Annotated in this window: 16 protein-coding genes and 2 riboswitches; of the genes, 11 read left to right on the top strand and 5 right to left on the bottom strand. The window is 74.7% G+C overall.

All coding sequences use genetic code 11. The features are described from left to right. Positions 1-33: 33 nt before the first annotated feature. A riboswitch (glycine riboswitch) is annotated at positions 34-128 on the top strand. Continuing rightward, positions 129-240: riboswitch (glycine riboswitch) on the top strand. It begins immediately after the preceding riboswitch. 61 nt (positions 241-301) lie between these two features. Further along, on the top strand, positions 302-3175 hold the full coding sequence (gene gcvP / locus FXF68_RS29915; RefSeq protein ID WP_148765072.1) for an aminomethyl-transferring glycine dehydrogenase: 2874 nt from the start codon (positions 302-304) through the stop codon (positions 3173-3175). A 119-nt stretch (positions 3176-3294) separates the two neighbouring features. Further along, positions 3295-4422: a tetratricopeptide repeat protein gene (locus FXF68_RS29920; protein ID WP_148765074.1), complete on the top strand. Its 1128-nt coding sequence runs from the start codon at positions 3295-3297 to the stop codon at positions 4420-4422. Between the two features lie 19 nt (positions 4423-4441). Here FXF68_RS29920 and FXF68_RS29925 read toward each other — a convergent pair whose 3' ends face one another. Beyond that, complete coding sequence (locus FXF68_RS29925; protein ID WP_148765076.1) at positions 4442-4867, bottom strand: PPOX class F420-dependent oxidoreductase; 426 nt, start codon at positions 4865-4867, stop codon at positions 4442-4444. 50 nt (positions 4868-4917) lie between these two features. Here FXF68_RS29925 and FXF68_RS29930 point away from each other — a divergent pair, with 50 nt between their 5' ends. Then, entirely contained in the window at positions 4918-5571 is a 654-nt protein-coding gene (locus FXF68_RS29930; protein WP_148765078.1) for an alpha/beta hydrolase family protein, read from the top strand. Positions 5572-5685: 114 nt separating this feature from the next. Here FXF68_RS29930 and FXF68_RS29935 read toward each other — a convergent pair whose 3' ends face one another. Next, positions 5686-5889, bottom strand: a complete 204-nt coding sequence (locus tag FXF68_RS29935) for a DUF5999 family protein (protein ID WP_067886204.1) — start codon at positions 5887-5889, stop codon at positions 5686-5688. A gap of 277 nt (positions 5890-6166) precedes the next feature. Between FXF68_RS29935 and FXF68_RS29940 the strand changes: the two genes are divergently transcribed. From FXF68_RS29940 to FXF68_RS29950, 3 genes are read left to right on the top strand one after another with little or no spacing between them, the layout of a single operon-like run. Then, complete coding sequence (locus FXF68_RS29940; protein ID WP_148765080.1) at positions 6167-6895, top strand: (Fe-S)-binding protein; 729 nt, start codon at positions 6167-6169, stop codon at positions 6893-6895. Then, positions 6892-8370, top strand: coding sequence for a lactate utilization protein B (locus FXF68_RS29945; protein WP_246179021.1), 1479 nt, complete (start codon positions 6892-6894; stop codon positions 8368-8370). Before FXF68_RS29940 ends, FXF68_RS29945 begins: the two co-directional genes overlap by 4 nt. A 25-nt stretch (positions 8371-8395) precedes the next feature. Further along, positions 8396-9046: a LutC/YkgG family protein gene (locus FXF68_RS29950; RefSeq protein WP_148765082.1), complete on the top strand. Its 651-nt coding sequence runs from the start codon at positions 8396-8398 to the stop codon at positions 9044-9046. Positions 9047-9055: 9 nt separating this feature from the next. Here FXF68_RS29950 and FXF68_RS29955 read toward each other — a convergent pair whose 3' ends face one another. Then, a complete protein-coding gene (locus tag FXF68_RS29955; protein ID WP_148765084.1) occupies positions 9056-9631 on the bottom strand; it encodes a TetR/AcrR family transcriptional regulator C-terminal domain-containing protein in 576 nt (191 codons plus the stop codon). A gap of 181 nt (positions 9632-9812) precedes the next feature. Here FXF68_RS29955 and FXF68_RS29960 point away from each other — a divergent pair, with 181 nt between their 5' ends. The 3 genes from FXF68_RS29960 (at position 9813) to FXF68_RS29970 (ending at position 11457) form a co-directional block, all read left to right on the top strand. Then, the gene (locus FXF68_RS29960) at positions 9813-10229 is read left to right on the top strand and encodes a plectin (protein WP_148765086.1); all 417 of its coding nucleotides are present in this window, start codon (positions 9813-9815) and stop codon (positions 10227-10229) included. 187 nt (positions 10230-10416) lie between these two features. Beyond that, positions 10417-11139 carry a maleylpyruvate isomerase N-terminal domain-containing protein gene (locus tag FXF68_RS29965; protein ID WP_148765088.1) on the top strand — a complete coding sequence of 241 codons (723 nt, stop codon included), beginning with the start codon at positions 10417-10419 and terminating at the stop codon, positions 11137-11139. 69 nt (positions 11140-11208) lie between these two features. Continuing rightward, entirely contained in the window at positions 11209-11457 is a 249-nt protein-coding gene (locus FXF68_RS29970; RefSeq protein WP_148765090.1) for a hypothetical protein, read from the top strand. A gap of 121 nt (positions 11458-11578) precedes the next feature. Here the strand turns inward: FXF68_RS29970 and FXF68_RS29975 are convergent, their stop codons facing one another. Both FXF68_RS29975 and FXF68_RS29980 read right to left on the bottom strand, forming a co-directional pair. Continuing rightward, complete coding sequence (locus tag FXF68_RS29975; protein WP_148765092.1) at positions 11579-12100, bottom strand: NUDIX domain-containing protein; 522 nt, start codon at positions 12098-12100, stop codon at positions 11579-11581. Positions 12101-12358: 258 nt separating this feature from the next. Continuing rightward, positions 12359-12877 carry a MarR family winged helix-turn-helix transcriptional regulator gene (locus tag FXF68_RS29980; protein WP_148765094.1) on the bottom strand — a complete coding sequence of 173 codons (519 nt, stop codon included), beginning with the start codon at positions 12875-12877 and terminating at the stop codon, positions 12359-12361. Between the two features lie 117 nt (positions 12878-12994). On the opposite strand from FXF68_RS29980, the gene FXF68_RS29985 reads away from it, so the two are divergent. Beyond that, positions 12995-13978, top strand: a complete 984-nt coding sequence (locus tag FXF68_RS29985) for an ATP-binding cassette domain-containing protein (protein ID WP_148765096.1) — start codon at positions 12995-12997, stop codon at positions 13976-13978. A 28-nt stretch (positions 13979-14006) separates the two neighbouring features. After that, entirely contained in the window at positions 14007-14897 is an 891-nt protein-coding gene (locus FXF68_RS29990; protein WP_148765098.1) for an ABC transporter permease, read from the top strand. Positions 14898-14957: the final 60 nt, after the last annotated feature.

Raw genomic sequence — 14957 nt, forward strand, 5'->3', positions numbered from 1 at the left:
ATCTTTGGGTAGGGTTTGTCCAGGACATGCCGTCGACCCTGTGCGGGAGAGACCCCACGCCGCCAGCGTGGGGCGCCGAAGGGGCAACCTCCCCGGAACCTCTCAGGCAAAAGGACCGCTCGGGCGAGGCACCTCTGGAAAGCAGGCGCCGGTCCCCGCGGGAGGGGACGGGCGGCTCACCGAAGGGGAAACCCCGCCGCGCGGGTGAAGCTCTCAGGTGCCGATGACAGAGGGGGAGAACCGGCCGCCGGTCAGTCCCGGCGGTTCACCTGAGCGACCCGCAGCAGCCAGGAGGCTCTCCATGACGGCCCAGTTCTTCGCGCCCGTCGCCGCGCCGCAGCACCCGCGCGCCGCGTTCGCCGACCGGCACATCGGCCCGTCCCCGGACGACCAGGCGAGGATGCTGGCGGCCGTCGGCTACTCGGGCGTCGACGCCCTGATCGCCGACGCCGTGCCCGCCGCGATCCGCACCGCCCGGCCGCTGGACCTGCCGCCCGCGCTGAGCGAGAGCGCCGCGCTGGACCGGCTCCGCGAGCTCGCCGCCCGCAACACCGTCCTCACCTCGATGATCGGGCTCGGCTACCACGGCACGACCACGCCGGGCGTGATCATGCGGAACGTCCTGGAGAACCCGGGCTGGTACACCGCCTACACCCCCTACCAGCCGGAGATCTCGCAGGGGCGGCTTGAGGCGCTGCTGAACTTCCAGACCGTCGTCAGCGACCTGACCGGCCTGCCGGTGGCGAACGCGTCCATGCTGGACGAGGCCACCGCCGCCGCCGAGGGCATGGCCCTCGCGCACCGGGCTTCCAAGCGCAAGGAGCCTGGCACGTTCCTGGTGGACGCCGACGCGCTGCCGCAGACGATCGAGGTCGTGCGGACGCGGGCCGTCCCGCTCGGCATCGAGGTCGTCATCGCCGACCTGTCCGGCGGGCTGCCGGACGGCGACTTCTTCGGCGTGCTGCTGCAGTACCCGGGCGCGTCCGGGGCCGTCCGCGACCTGGAGCCGGTGATCGCGCAGGCGCACGAGCGCGGCGCGCAGGCGGTCGTCGCCGCCGACCTGCTCGCGCTGACGCTGCTGCGCCCGCCGGGGGAGTCGGGCGCCGACATCGCGGTGGGCTCGGCGCAGCGGTTCGGCGTCCCGTACGGGTTCGGCGGCCCGCACGCCGGATACATGGCGGTCCGCGACGGCATCCAGCGGCAGCTCCCCGGCCGGCTCGTCGGCGTGTCCGTCGACGCGGACGGCGCGCCCGCGCACCGGCTCGCGCTGCAGACCCGCGAGCAGCACATCCGGCGGGAGAAGGCCACCAGCAACATCTGCACCGCGCAGGTCCTGCTCGCGGTGATGGCGAGCATGTACGCCGTCTACCACGGCCCGGACGGGCTCGCCGCGATCGCGCAGCGCACGCACCGCCGCGCCGCCGAGATCGCCGCCGGGCTCCGCGCCGCGGGCGTCGACGTCGTGCACGGCGCGTTCTTCGACACCGTCCTCGCCCGCGTGCCCGGCCGCGCGGCGGAGGTCGTCGCGGCCGCCCGCGAGCGCCGCGTCAACCTCCGCCCGGTGGACGCCGACCACGTCGCCGTCGCCTGCGACGAGACGACGCTGCCCGTGCACGTCACCGCCGTGCTGGAGGCGTTCGGCGCCGCGCCCGCCGCCGAGTCCCCCGCCGAGGCGATCCCGGACGACCTGCGCCGCGAGAGCCCCTACCTGACCCACCCGGTGTTCCACGCGCACCGCTCCGAGACCGCGATGCTGCGCTACCTGCGCCGCCTCCAGGACCGCGACGTCGCGCTCGACCGGTCGATGATCCCGCTCGGCTCCTGCACGATGAAGCTGAACGCCACCGCCGAGATGGAGCCGATCACCTGGCCGGAGTTCGCGAACATCCACCCGTTCGCGCCGGTCGACCAGGCCGCCGGGTACGTCGAGCTGATCGGCGAGCTGGAGGACGCGCTCGCCGAGATCACCGGGTACGCGAAGGTGTCCGTCCAGCCGAACGCCGGGTCGCAGGGCGAGCTGGCCGGGCTGCTCGCCATCCGCGGCTACCACGCCTCGCGCGGCGACGACCGCCGGGACGTGTGCCTGATCCCGTCGTCCGCGCACGGCACCAACGCCGCCAGCGCCGTCATGGCCGGGATGCGCGTCGTCGTCGTGAAGTGCGACGACGGCGGCAACGTCGACCTCGACGACCTGCACGCCAAGATCGGGCAGCACGGCGACCGGCTCGCCGCGATTATGGTGACCTACCCGTCCACGCACGGCGTGTTCGAGGAGACGATCACCGACGTGTGCGCGGCCGTGCACGACGCGGGCGGCCAGGTCTACGTCGACGGCGCCAACCTCAACGCGCTCGTCGGGCTGGCCCGTCCCGGCGAGTTCGGGTCGGACGTGTCGCACCTCAACCTGCACAAGACGTTCTGCATCCCGCACGGCGGCGGCGGGCCGGGCGTCGGGCCGATCGGCGTCCGCGAGCACCTCGCCCCGTTCCTGCCGAACCACCCGCTGCGCGCCGAGGCGGGCCCGGACACCGGGGTCGGCCCGATCTCCGCCGCGCCCTGGGGCTCGGCGGGCATCCTGCCGATCTCCTGGGCCTACATCGCCATGATGGGACCGGACGGCCTCCGCGCCGCCACCGAGGGCGCGATCGTCGCGGCCAACTACCTCGCCGCCCGGCTCGGCCCGCACTACCCGATCCTCTACACCGGGCGGAACGGGCTCGTCGCGCACGAGTGCATCGCCGACCTCCGCAAGATCACCAAGGAGACCGGGATCACCGCCGAGGACGTCGCGAAGCGCCTCATCGACTACGGCTTCCACGCCCCGACCCTGTCGTTCCCGGTCGCCGGGACGCTGATGATCGAGCCGACCGAGTCCGAGGACCTCATCGAGCTCGACCGGTTCTGCGACGCGATGATCGAGATCCGCCGCGAGATCCAGCGGGTCGCCGACGGCGCCTACGACCGCGCGGACAACCCCCTCAAGAACGCCCCGCACACCGCCGCCTGCCTGCTCTCCGACGACTGGAAGCACGCCTACACCCGCGAGGAGGCCGCCTACCCGCTGCCCGCCCTCCGCGAGGACAAGTACTGGCCGCCCGTCCGCCGCGTCGACCAGGCCCACGGCGACCGCAACCTGATCTGCTCCTGCCCGCCCCCCGAGGCGTTCGAGGACTGAGACCGAGGACCGAGGATCGGGCGCTGAGGGTCGCCCCTCGGGGGCGGCGCACCCGCTAGGCTCGGGCGCGACCCGACCCCCGTGAGGGCAGCGCGTCCCCGACCCCAGAGGGCAGATCGATGAGCGAGTCCCCGGAGCCGGACCTCGACCCGGCGCAGGTGTGCGAGGAGGCCCGGAAGCTGGCCGAGAACGGCGAGGCCGACCGGGCGGCGGCGTTGTTCGGGACGGTGCTCGCGCTCGGCGACACGCCGTGCCGGGCGCGGGCGGCGCTCGGGCTCGCGGTCGTCCTCGACGACGCCGGGGACGTGGCCGGGGCCCGCGAGGCCGACCGGGCGGCGATCGCCACCGGCGACCCCGAGTACGGGCCGCGCGCCGCCTACCACCTGGCGCTCACGCACGAGCGGGCCGGCGAGCAGGCGCAGGCGGCGCCCGCGTGGCGGGTCGTGGTCGACTTCGGCAACCCGGCCTACCTGCCGCCCGCCCACCTCGCCCTCGCCCGGATCGCCGACGACGCCGGCGACTTCGACGAGGCGCGCGGCCACTGGGAGGCCGTGCTCGGCACGGGCGACGCCGAGTACGGCCCGCCCGCCGCGCACGACCTCGCCGAGCGGCTGCTGGAGCGCGGCGAGCCCGCGCGGGCGCAGCGCGTCCTGACCGCCGGGCTCCGGCTGGTCGACCGCGCCGCCGCGCCGTACGCGTACGCGCGGCTCGCGGTCGCGCTCGGCATCGCCTGCCTCGACCAGGCGATCGGCGCGTTCGACGCGGCCCTCGGGCAGGACCCGTCCGACCCGGAGGTCGGGCCGCTCGCCACCGAGCTGCTCGCCCGGACGCTGCCGCTGCGCGGGCGCGGCGGCGAGGCGTCCGAGGTGTGGCGGCGCGGCCTCGCCGACCCGGGGACGGCCGCGCAGGTCCGCGCCCGGCTCCGCCGCGACTTCGGCGGCGACGAGGACGACGCCGATCCCGCCGACCTGTGGTGGGAGCCCGTCGTCGAGCAGGCCGTCGCGGACGGGACGCTGCCCGCCCTCGCGGGCGACGCGTTCGGCGCGCTCGACCACATGTACGCGCTGCTCGCCGTCCGGGACGCGGGCGGCGCCGACGCCGGGGAGCGGCCGAGGGGCGACGCGGACGAGGCGCTCGGCAGGGCGGTGCGCGTCCCGGGCGGCTACGCCTGGGGGCCCCTGCTGCAGGAGAGCTTCGCCGAACGCCTCCGCCTCGCCATGGACGCCCCCGACCGCACCGACACCTGACCCGCGCGGGGTCGAGGGGCTAGTCGGTGATGCCGCGTTCGGCGACGACCTTCGTGATGCGGGCGCGGACCAGGTACTCGGTCGGGACGGCGTTGCGCGCCCCGAACTCCTCGGCGCGGTCGGCGCCCATGTAGCGGCCGCCGATGACGGTGGCCCAGCGGCGCATCTCGTCCAGGTCTTCGACGAGGGACGCCTCGGCCCGCATCATCACGTACGAGTAGGGCGGGGTCTGGTCGTCCACGCAGATGGACACGCGCGGGTCGCGGGCCAGCGCGCGGCCCTTGACGGTCGCGCGGGCCGTGTTGAACAGCACGTCGTCGCCGTCGAGGACGAACCAGACCGGCGTGACGTGCGGCGTCCCGTCCGCGGCGGTGACGGCCGCCTTGCCGGTGCGGGTGCCCGCCATGACGAACGCGCGCCATTCGGCGTCTGTCATTCGCTCCATCCGCCCAGTCTGCCGCAAAGATCATCTGGACGGCCCGCTACCGTGGGCGGATGGGCAGGCGGACGAAGCTGGTGACGGCGCACGGCCCGGCCGAGGCGACCGTGGACGCCGTGGACGACCCGGCGTTCCTGCTGGTCCTCACGCACGGCTCGAACGGCGGCGTGGAGGCGGCCGACCTGCTCGCCGTCCGGGAGGCGGCGCTCGGCCTCGGCGGCGCGGTCGCGCGGGTGACCCAGCCGTTCCGGCTCACCGGGCGGCGCGCGCCGGGCCCGGCGGTGAAACAGGACGAGGCGTGGCTGCAGGTCGTCGCGAAGCTGCGGCGGAGGTTCCGGGACGTCCCGCTCGTCCAGGGCGGGCGGAGCAACGGGGCGCGGGTCGCGTGCCGGACGGCGGCGGCCGCCGGCGCCGCCGGCGTGGTCGCGCTGGCGTTCCCGCTGCACCCGCCGGGCCGTCCCGAGAAGACGCGGGTGGACGAGTTGCGCGGCGCGGGCGTGGAGGTGCTCGTCGTCAACGGCGACCGGGACCCGTTCGGGGTGCCGGACGCGGCGGACGCCGCCGAGGTCGTCGTGCTGGCGGGGGAGCGGCACGACCTGAACCGCGACGCCGCCGCCGTCGGACGGGCGGCGGAGCCGTGGCTGCGGCGATGGGCGGGGCCCGCGGCGGGGTTGCGGGCGGCCCGTCCGGTGCGGACGGGCGGCCGTTGAGGGTCTTCGGTCCGGGCCCGGTGCGGGCCCGGAGTCCTGGGACGGATGGGCGGGACAGGTGGGCGTTGCCCCCGAGGATGATCACCCGTTTGAACTAGTCCCCCGTGGACGTGTTCAAGCGGCGGACGGAGTCAGTGGATCCGTCGGCCGGTGCGGTGCGATGACTTCCCCGTCGGGCAGCAGCTCACCGGTGTCCTCGAAGAGCACGACGCCGTTGCACAGCAGGCTCCACCCCTGCTCGGGGTGGGAGGCCAGCGTCCGTGCGGCGTCGCGGTCGGGCGCGTCGTGCGAGGGACAGGGCGGCTGGTGCGGGCACATCGTGTGCCTCCGGTCTCGTGCAACTGGTCGGTCGCGTACTTCCTTGTCTGACGCACCCCAGTGTGGAACGGTTCGTACCCGTCGGCTATAGCCCGTTGGGACGGTTGTCCGTTGGTACCGGAGTACCGGAGGCTGTGACCCTCCTCACCCCGAAGTGCCGGTACCCTCAGCGTCCCCGCCGCGCGACAACGGACGGAGAACGACACGCCGTCGCCGGGTGAAACCCCTACGATGTTCCGTGGGAACGGCTTTGCGAGGCGTGGGGGGAGTGAGGCCGGTGCGGGTCGCCCTGTCCGTCGCCTGCTTCGACGACGCGCTGTTCCCGGACACCGGGAAGGCCGTGACCGCGTTACTGGAGCGGCTCGGGCACGAGGTCGAGTACCCGCCGGGCCAGACGTGCTGCGGGCAGGTCCACTGGACGACCGGCTACCACCGCGAGGCCGCCGCGCTGGCCCGCGCGTACGCGGCGCTGTTCGAGGGCGCGGCGGCGGTGGTCGCGCCGTCCGCGTCGTGCGCGGCGGCCGTCCGCGACTCCTACCCGCGGCTGGCCCGCGCCGCCCGCGACCCGGCCCTCGCCCGCGCCGCCGAGGGCCTCGCCGTCTACGAGCTGACCGAGTTCCTGGTGGACGTCCTGGGCCTCACTGACGTCGGCGCGTACTTCCCGCACCGGGTGACCTACCACCCGTCCTGCCAGGCCGCGCGGGTGCTCGGCGTCGGCGACCGCCCGCTGCGGCTGCTGCGCGCGGTCCGCGGCCTCGACCTGGTCGAGCTGCCCGCGGCGGGGGAGTGCTGCGGGTTCGGCGGCGCGTTCGCGATGAAGAACTCCGACGTGTCGGTCGCGATGGTGGCCGACAAGGTCCGGCACGTCCGCGACACGGGCGCCGACGTGGTGTGCGCGGTCGACAACTCGTGCCTGGCGCACATCGGGGGCGCGCTGTCGCGGCTGCGCAGCGGCGTCCGGACGATGCACCTGGCCGAGATCCTCGCCGCGACGGGGCCGGCGTGACGGCCCCCTCCCGGCGGACGACCCCGTCCTCCACCCGGACGAGGCCCGGCGGCGGTCCGGTGCCGCTGCCGGCGCCGAAGTTCGCGAGCGCCGCGCGGTCCGCGCTGGCCGATACCGGTCTGCGCCGCAACCTGCGCGGCGCGACCGCCGAGGCGCGGGCGCGGACGTCCGCCGCCACCGCCGGGGCCGCCGACTGGGACGCCCTCCGGGAGGCGGGCCGCGCGATCGGGGACGCGGCGCTCCTCAACCTCGACGTCCACCTGGAGGAGCTGGAGCGGCGGGTGACCGAAACGGGCGGCGTCGTCCACTGGGCGGTCGACGCGGCCGAGGCGCGCGAGGTCGTCACCGGCCTGGTGCGCGCGTCCGGCGCGAAGGAGGTCGTGAAGGCGTCGTCGGCGACGCTCCGGGAGATCGGGCTGGACGCCGCGCTGGCCCGCGCCGGGGTGATCGCCTACGAGACGGCGATCGCGGATTTGGTCGTCGGGCTCGGCGGGGACGAGCCGTCCCACCTGCTGTCGCCCGCGCTGCACCGCGACCGCGCGGAGATCGCCGAGCTGTTCCGGCGGACGTTGCCCGCCGCCGGCCTCGGCGACGACCCGGCCGGGCTGGCCGCCGCCGCCCGCGCCCACCTGCGCGACCGGCTGCTGCGCGCCCGCGTCGCGGTGACCGGCGCGAACTTCCTCGTCGCCGAGACCGGGACGCCGGTGGTGCTGGAGTCCGAGGGCAACGCGCGGATGTGCCTGTCCCTGCCCGACACGCTGATCACCGTCGCGGGCATCGACAAGGTCGTCCCGTCGTGGGCCGACCTGGAGGTGTTCCTTCAGCTGCTGCCGCGCGCGGCGGGCGCGGGCCCGATGACCCCCTACGCCGCGTCGTGGCCGGGCGTGACGCCGGGCGACGGGCCGCGGGCGTTCCATCTCGTCCTGGTCGACAACGGGCGCACGCGGGTCCTCGCCGACGAGGTCGGGCGCGCCGCGCTGCGCTGCGTCCGCTGCTCGGCCTGCGTGAACGTGTGCCCCGTCTACGAGCGGACGGGCGGCCGCGCGTACGGGCCGGTGTACCCGGGGCCGATCGGCGCGATCCTCACCCCGCAGCTGCGCGGCGTGGAGAGCGCGGCCGACGCCTCGCTGCCGTACGCGTCGACGCTGTGCGGCGCGTGCGCCGACGTCTGCCCGGTGAAGATCGACATTCCGGGGGTGCTGGTGCACCTGCGGGGCGCGGTGGTGGAGTCGCGGCGGCGGCGCCCCGTCCCGACGCCGGAACTGGCGCTGATGCGCGGGCTCGCCTGGACGATGGGCGACGCCCGCCGCTACGAGACCGCGCTGCGCCGGAGCACCCGGTGGGCGCGGCTGCTGTCGCGCGGCGGCCGGATCCGCCGGCTGCCCGGCCTGCTCGGCAAGTGGACGGAGGCCCGCGACCTGCCCGCGCCGCCCGCCGAGAGCTTCCGCGCCTGGTGGGCCCGGAGGCGGCCGTGACGGCGAGCGTGCCGGTGGGGCGGTCATGACCGGCGGCGGTTCGCGCGCCGAGGTGCTGCGCCGGGTGCGGGAGGCGCTCGGCGGGTCGCGCGGCACGAGCCCGCCCGTCCCGCGCGGCTACGACCGGACGCTGCCCGAGGCCGAGGCCGCGACCAGGGCGGACGTCGTCGCGCTGTTCACCGAGCGGGTCGCCGCCAACCGGGCGGCGGTGCGGCACGTCAGCGCGGACGAGCTCGGCACCGCCGTCGCCGCCGCGCTGTGGGGGCGCGAGGCCAAGCAGATCGTCGTCCCCGCCGACCTGCCGTACGGGTGGCTGGCGGAGCTGGAGGGCGTCCGCGCGCTGGCCGATGCCCCGGCTCTGGATGCCGAGGCGCTCGGCGCGGTGGACGGCGTGGTCACCGGCTGCGCGGCGGCCGTCGCGCGGACCGGCACCGTGGTCCTCGACGGCGGCCGCGCGCAGGGCAGGCGGGCGCTGACGGCCGTGCCCGGCTACCACCTGTGCGTGGTGCACGCCGACCAGATCGTCGGGACGGTGCCGGAGGCGGTGCGGCGGCTCGACCCGTCCCGGCCGCTGACGTGGATCAGCGGCCCGTCGGCGACGCACGCGATCGAGATGGTCCGGGTGGAGGGCGCGCACGGCCCCTTGCACCTGGAGATCCTCGTCGTCGAGGACTGAGCCGGCGGGCTACTGGACGCTCCTGAGGACGAGGTCGAGCCCGGCGTCGAAGCGGTCGTCCCAGTTCACGGCCCGGTCGGCGCCGTCCTCGGCGGTGCCGCGGACCTCCAGCGCGGCGTGCCCGATGACGTAGCCGAGGAGGGTGTGCGCGGCGACGGCGGCGGTCTCCTCGCGGACGCCGCCGCGGCGCAGCACCTCGCGCAGCGACGTGACGGTGGTGACGAGCGCGGCGGGGTTGCGGCGGGTGACGACGAGGGGGAGGACGCCCGCGTGCGCGAGCAGGCGCGCCCGGTAGCCGCGGGCCCAGCCGCGCAGGACGTCCTGCCAGCCGGCCTGCAGCGCGACGGTGCCGGTGTCGGCGGGCGCGGACGCGACGTGCGCGACGAGCCCGTCGAGGAGCTGCTCCTTGCCGCGGGGGAGGTGGTGGTAGATCGCCATCGCCTCGACCTCCAGGGCGTCGCCGAGGCGGCGCATGGTGAGCCGGGCGAGGCCCTGGCCGTCGACGATGCGCAGCGCCGCGTCGATGATCCGCTCGGTGGACAGCGGCGCGCGGTGCTGGGCGTTGATGCTCGGTTGCCTGACCATAGTGAGCATGGACCTTACTACGTAAAGGGCCGGGGCGGGGTGTCCACCGTCACGACACGCCGCGCCGCCGCGTACCCTTTCCTCGTCCGGACGATTTCGCCGACCACGGCGCCGACCGACCACGACATCGACCGACCACACATCGACCGACCACGAGGCCGACCGCCGAAGGAGTACCGCCATGCCGCTGGGCCGCCGGGTGAGCAAGGACGTCGCCGAGCCGTACGAGGCCGACCGGCGGCTCGCCGCCGAGTACGACGAGCGGCTCGCGGCGGCGGGGGCGGCCGAGCGGGAGCTGCGGGACGCGCAGGGCGCGCCGACGCCCGAGCCGCGGCTGCGGGAGCTGACCGCGGCGTTCGACCAGGCGCTGACCGCCGTGCTCGCCGCCGCCGAGGCGGCCGAGCGGGTCGAGATGGGCCCGAAGGCGTACGCGACGGACGAGCAGGACGCGAAGGCCCGCCGCGCCGCGGAGATCGCCGCCCGCAAGGCCAGGGCGCGCCCGGCCGTCCGCCCGTGGACGGACGAGGTCGACCGCCTGCGCACCGCGCGCGAGGCGCACCGGCTCAGCTTCCGCACGCAGCCGACCGTCGTCCTCTGACCCCGGCCCGGCCCGCCGACCTGTGCCGACACAGTGTCGCCGGGTGGCACCGGGCACGGAACTTTGAGAGTCTGCCCTCTCGGGGGAGCGTCGGGGGGCGCCGCGCCGCGTGCCGCAGGAGCGCGCCGCGCGCGGCCGCGTCCCGGCGGAGGGGGCACATCGTGCTCTGGACGCGGGGGGAAGTCACGTGGAGCGCACGCCGCCGGATCGTGGCCGGGTGATCGAGTCCTACCAGGACGGGGTGGGGGCGATCCGGGCGCTGGCGGAGCAGGCCGGCGACTGGGACGCGCCGACGCCCTGCGCGGACTGGCGGCTCATCGACCTCGCCGGGCATCTGCGGTGCGTCGCGGAGAACTTCCTGGAGTACCTGCAGGACGCGCCCGACAGCCGGCTGGCGAAGCTGTTCGCGCAGGACGCCGCGTCCGCGGTGCTGATCAGGCAGCAGGCCAGGCAGAACGCGGCGGAGCTCGCGGTGCTGCCGGCGGAGCCGGGCCCCGCCCGGATCATGGCGTTCGGGGTGTCGGCGGGCGCGTACGCCGACCTGATGGCGGACATGTGGGACCGGACGCACCTGATCTACAAGGGCACGAAGTACACGGTCGGCGACCACGCGGGCGCGGCGTGCGTGGAGTGGCACCTGCACGCCTGGGACATGGCCCGCGCGATCGGGACGCGGTACCGCCCGCGCGACCCCGACCTGCTGGTGTCGGCGTGGCACTGGGGCGTCCCGCACCTGCCGCTGGAGTCGGGGGACTCGTGGGAGGCGGTGCTGCGGTCCTCGGGCCGCTCGCCGCGCTGGCCCGACCCGGGCGAGGGCGCGGGCCGGACGCGGGGACGGCGCGCCGGTCGCGGCGGGGTCAGGGGCCCGGCGACCATTCCGGGCGGTTCCGCGGGCAAGCCGGTCAGATGAGGGTGGTGGGACGCGGCGGACGGGGTAGGGGAGTGTTCGCGACGCGGCGGGGGAACGGAGATCGGACCGATGGCGACCTGCGAGGTCTGCGGCAACGACTACGACATGACCTTCGAGGTGCACGCGCAGGGTCAAGTGCACACGTTCGACTCGTTCGAGTGCGCGGTCACGCGGATGGCGCCGGTGTGCGAGAACTGCGGCTGCCGCATCATGGGGCACGGCGTGGACGTGAACGGGCACTGGTACTGCTGCGCGCACTGCGCCCGGATGGTCGATCCCGAGCGGGGGCGGCAGGCCAGGGACGCCGTCCTCGCCTGACCCTCCAGACGGGCCTGATCGCTGGACGGCCTGAGCGCTGTGACGGGCCCGCGAGCGGGTCTGGTCGTCGAGCGACCCGGCCGTGCCGTCGGCCCGGCCGTCGACGCAGGGTCGGCGCGGGTCAGGGGACGTCGCGGCCCGCGAGCGCGGCGGACAGGCCGGCGCCGAAGGGCTGCGCCGCGCCGTCCTCCAGGTAGACGGCGCGGCCGGTGGCCATGGCGTGCAGGCTCGGCCCCATCCGCCGGGAGACGTGCGGCGGCGCCAGCTCGGGGATCTTCTCCGGCGCGACGAGAATGTGGTCGGACAGCTCGTCGGGCGGCAGCCGGATCGCGGCGATCTCCTCGCCGGTGATCGTCCCGCCGAACACGAAGACGTTGACGGCGTCGACGCCGTCGTCGCGCGGCGGGCCCCAGTCGACGCAGGCGAGGCCGTCCAGGCGGGGGACGAGGCCGAGCTCCTCCGCGCACTCGCGCACGCACGCCGCCAGCGGGGACTCGTCGGTCTCGATGACCCCGCCGGGCAGGTACCAGCCCTCGCTGTAGGTGGGCTTGACCAGCAGGACCCGCCCGAGGTCGTCCAGCAGCAGGGCCGCCGCGGCGCCGCGGGAGCGCGGCAGTGAGGCGTAGTAAGCAAGGTCGGGCATGTACCGAGGTTAGGCGCGATCATGGCCGCGCGAGCCGGGCGGGGTGGGGGTGTGGGCCGCATCCTTCCAAGAGATCGACAAGGCGCCGCGAATCCGTTCGGAGATCCGGGCAATGGTGACGAAAGGTCCCTAACGCAGATCGACAACGCTTGACACGCGATCGTCAATGCGGACCGAACAAAACATGCGTTACCTTCGGGCCTCATCGGAGAGGCCGCGAAAGGCCAGGTCCGGGAGTGCCGTGGCGGGCCGTGAGCGCTACCGCCCGGCGTGCGAGCCGCGTCCGCCGGTCTCGGCGCGGGCGTCCTCGCCCGGCTGTCGGCACGGTCCGGGCTCGCCGAACCGCGTGTCGTGGTGGGCGAGGACCCGCAGGATCAGGTCTTTGAACAGGCGGACCTCGTCCGCGGACAGCGGCTCGAACAGCACCTCGTTCAGCCGGGCGCGGTCGGCGAGGGCCTCGCCGAGGGCGAGCCTGCCGTCCTCGGTGGCGTCCAGGGCGTAGCGGCGGCGGTCCTCGGGATCGCGGCGGCGCGAGACGTGCCCGGCCTCCTCCAGCGCGTCGACGATGCCGACCAGGTCGCCGGGGTCCATCCGCAGCTCGGCGGCGACCTCGCGCTGCGACATCGGCCCGAGCCGGGCGACGCACGCGAGGACGAGCATGTGCGGCAGCCGCAGCCCACCGGGGAACATGCGGACCGAGGTGCGCCGCGCGAGCCGCATCAGCTCGAACATCAGATAGGTGGCCGAGTCGCGCATCGGGTCGGGCCGGTCGTCCACGTCCCCCTCCCTCGGGATTCGGTTGGCATGTCCTTTTTCTCTTGACCTGAGAGATAGGCTATCCCTACCGTTGGTTGGTCCACAAATGTGGGCCGGTGCGACCCGGAGGGAGACCGGATGCCGGACGGGGGACCGGCCGTCGAGGTCGACGGCCTGATCAAGCGCTTCGGGGACGTGGAGGCCGTGCGCGGCATCGGCTTCGCCGTCCGTCCCGGGGAGATCTTCGGGTTCCTCGGGCCGAACGGCGCCGGCAAGTCCACCACGATCAACATGCTGTGCACGCTGCTGAAGCCGTCCGGCGGGCGGGCGCTGGTCGGCGGGTACGACGTGGTGTCCGAGCGCGACGCGGTGCGCCGCAACATCGGCCTGGTGTTCCAGGACACGACGCTCGACGGCTACCTGTCCGGCGAGCAGAACCTGCGCTTCCACGCCGAGCTGTACGGCGTGCCGAGGGCGGTCACCGCCGACCGGATCCGGCAGGTGCTGGAGATGGTCGGCCTGTGGGAGCGGCGTTCCGACCTGGTGCAGACCTACTCCGGCGGGATGAAGCGGCGGCTGGAGATCGCGCGCGGCCTGCTGCACTCCCCGCGGGTGCTGTTCCTGGACGAGCCGACCGTCGGCCTCGACCCGCAGACCCGCGCGTCCATCTGGGACTACATCCGCCAGCTCAAGGACGCCGAAGAGATCACGATCTTCATGACGACCCACTACATGGACGAGGCCGAGTTCTGCGACCGCATCGCGATCATGGATTCGGGGCGGATCGTCGCGCTGGACACCCCCGAGGCGCTCAAGGCGGGCGTCGGCGAGGACCGGGTCCGCATCCAGACCGCCGACGACGAGGCCGCGATCGCCGCGCTCAAGGAGCGGTTCGACCTGGAGGCGGTCCTGTCCGAGGGCGCGGTCGCCTTCTCGGTGGCGTCGGGGGAGGCGTTCGTGCCGCGGCTGTTCGCCGAGCTCGGCGTGCCGATCCGGTCGGTGAGCGTGTCCCGGCCCTCCCTGGACGACGTGTTCATGTCCTTCACCGGTTCGACGATCCGCGACGCCGAGGCCGGTGCGGGCGACCGCATGCGCAGCGCGATGCGCGCGATGCGGCGCTAGGCGGGGACGGGCGAGGAGAGGAGAGACGATGGCGAGTTCGGTCAAGGCCGCCGCTCCGGTCGCCGACGTGGTCCGCGTCCGGGTGCCGGAGCCGGGCCTGCGGCAGGACGTGCGCGCGGTGCGGATCGTCCTGCACCGGGAGCTGATCCGGTTCTGGCGCGACAAGCTGCGGATGGTGTCGGGGCTGGTCCAGCCGGTGCTGTGGCTGCTGGTCATGGGCACCGGGCTGTCGAACCTGATGGCGAGCGGCGGCGGAGCGCACGGCGACATCGATTTGAAGACGTTCATCTTCCCGGGCGTGTGCGCGATGTCGGTGATGTTCACCGCGATGTTCTCCGCCGGGTCGATCGTGTGGGACCGCGAGTTCGGGTTCCTGCGCGAGATGCTCGTCGCGCCGGTCAGCCGCAGCGCGATCGTCATCGGGAAGTGCATCGGCGGCGCGCTCGTCGCGACGCTGCAGGGCGCGGTGATCGTGGCGCTGGCGGGGCTGGCGGGCGTCCCCTACGACCCGGCGCTGCTGGCGGAGCTGCTCGGGCTGATGTTCATCGGCGCGTTCGCGCTGACCGGGTTCGGCGTGATGATGGCCGCGCGGATCAAGCAGATGCAGTCGTTCTTCGGCCTGATGCAGATGGCCATGATGCCGATGATGTTCCTGTCCGGGGCGCTGTACCCGCTGAACGGGCTGCCGACGTGGCTGACCGTCCTGACCCGGTTCAATCCGCTCACCTACGCGGTCGACCCGCTGCGCCAGGCGGTGTTCCGCCACCTGGACCTGACGCCCGCGCTTGAGCGGACGTTCAACCCGGGCGTGACGTGGAACGGCTGGGTCGTCCCGGTGTGGCTGGAGATCGTCATCGTGCTGTGCATGGGCTTCGGGCTGATGGGCGTCGCCATCGTCGAGTTCCGCCACGCCGACTGACTCTGCGAGATCCGCCCGTCACCGCTCGTGATGCTGAATACTGGGCTCGCTACTTTCGGC

This window comes from Actinomadura decatromicini (genome assembly GCF_008121305.1).
In the GTDB taxonomy this organism is placed as follows: domain Bacteria; phylum Actinomycetota; class Actinomycetes; order Streptosporangiales; family Streptosporangiaceae; genus Spirillospora; species Spirillospora syzygii.

Coding starts and splice junctions, on each gene's coding strand:
- gcvP (WP_148765072.1), top strand. CDS start 302: ATGACGGCCCAGTTCTTCGCGCCCGTCGCCGCGCCGCAGCACCCGCGC.
- FXF68_RS29920 (WP_148765074.1), top strand. CDS start 3,295: ATGAGCGAGTCCCCGGAGCCGGACCTCGACCCGGCGCAGGTGTGCGAG.
- FXF68_RS29925 (WP_148765076.1), bottom strand. CDS start 4,867: ATGGAGCGAATGACAGACGCCGAATGGCGCGCGTTCGTCATGGCGGGC.
- FXF68_RS29930 (WP_148765078.1), top strand. CDS start 4,918: ATGGGCAGGCGGACGAAGCTGGTGACGGCGCACGGCCCGGCCGAGGCG.
- FXF68_RS29935 (WP_067886204.1), bottom strand. CDS start 5,889: ATGTGCCCGCACCAGCCGCCCTGTCCCTCGCACGACGCGCCCGACCGC.
- FXF68_RS29950 (WP_148765082.1), top strand. CDS start 8,396: ATGACCGGCGGCGGTTCGCGCGCCGAGGTGCTGCGCCGGGTGCGGGAG.
- FXF68_RS29955 (WP_148765084.1), bottom strand. CDS start 9,631: ATGGTCAGGCAACCGAGCATCAACGCCCAGCACCGCGCGCCGCTGTCC.
- FXF68_RS29960 (WP_148765086.1), top strand. CDS start 9,813: ATGCCGCTGGGCCGCCGGGTGAGCAAGGACGTCGCCGAGCCGTACGAG.
- FXF68_RS29970 (WP_148765090.1), top strand. CDS start 11,209: ATGGCGACCTGCGAGGTCTGCGGCAACGACTACGACATGACCTTCGAG.
- FXF68_RS29975 (WP_148765092.1), bottom strand. CDS start 12,100: ATGCCCGACCTTGCTTACTACGCCTCACTGCCGCGCTCCCGCGGCGCC.
- FXF68_RS29985 (WP_148765096.1), top strand. CDS start 12,995: ATGCCGGACGGGGGACCGGCCGTCGAGGTCGACGGCCTGATCAAGCGC.
- FXF68_RS29990 (WP_148765098.1), top strand. CDS start 14,007: ATGGCGAGTTCGGTCAAGGCCGCCGCTCCGGTCGCCGACGTGGTCCGC.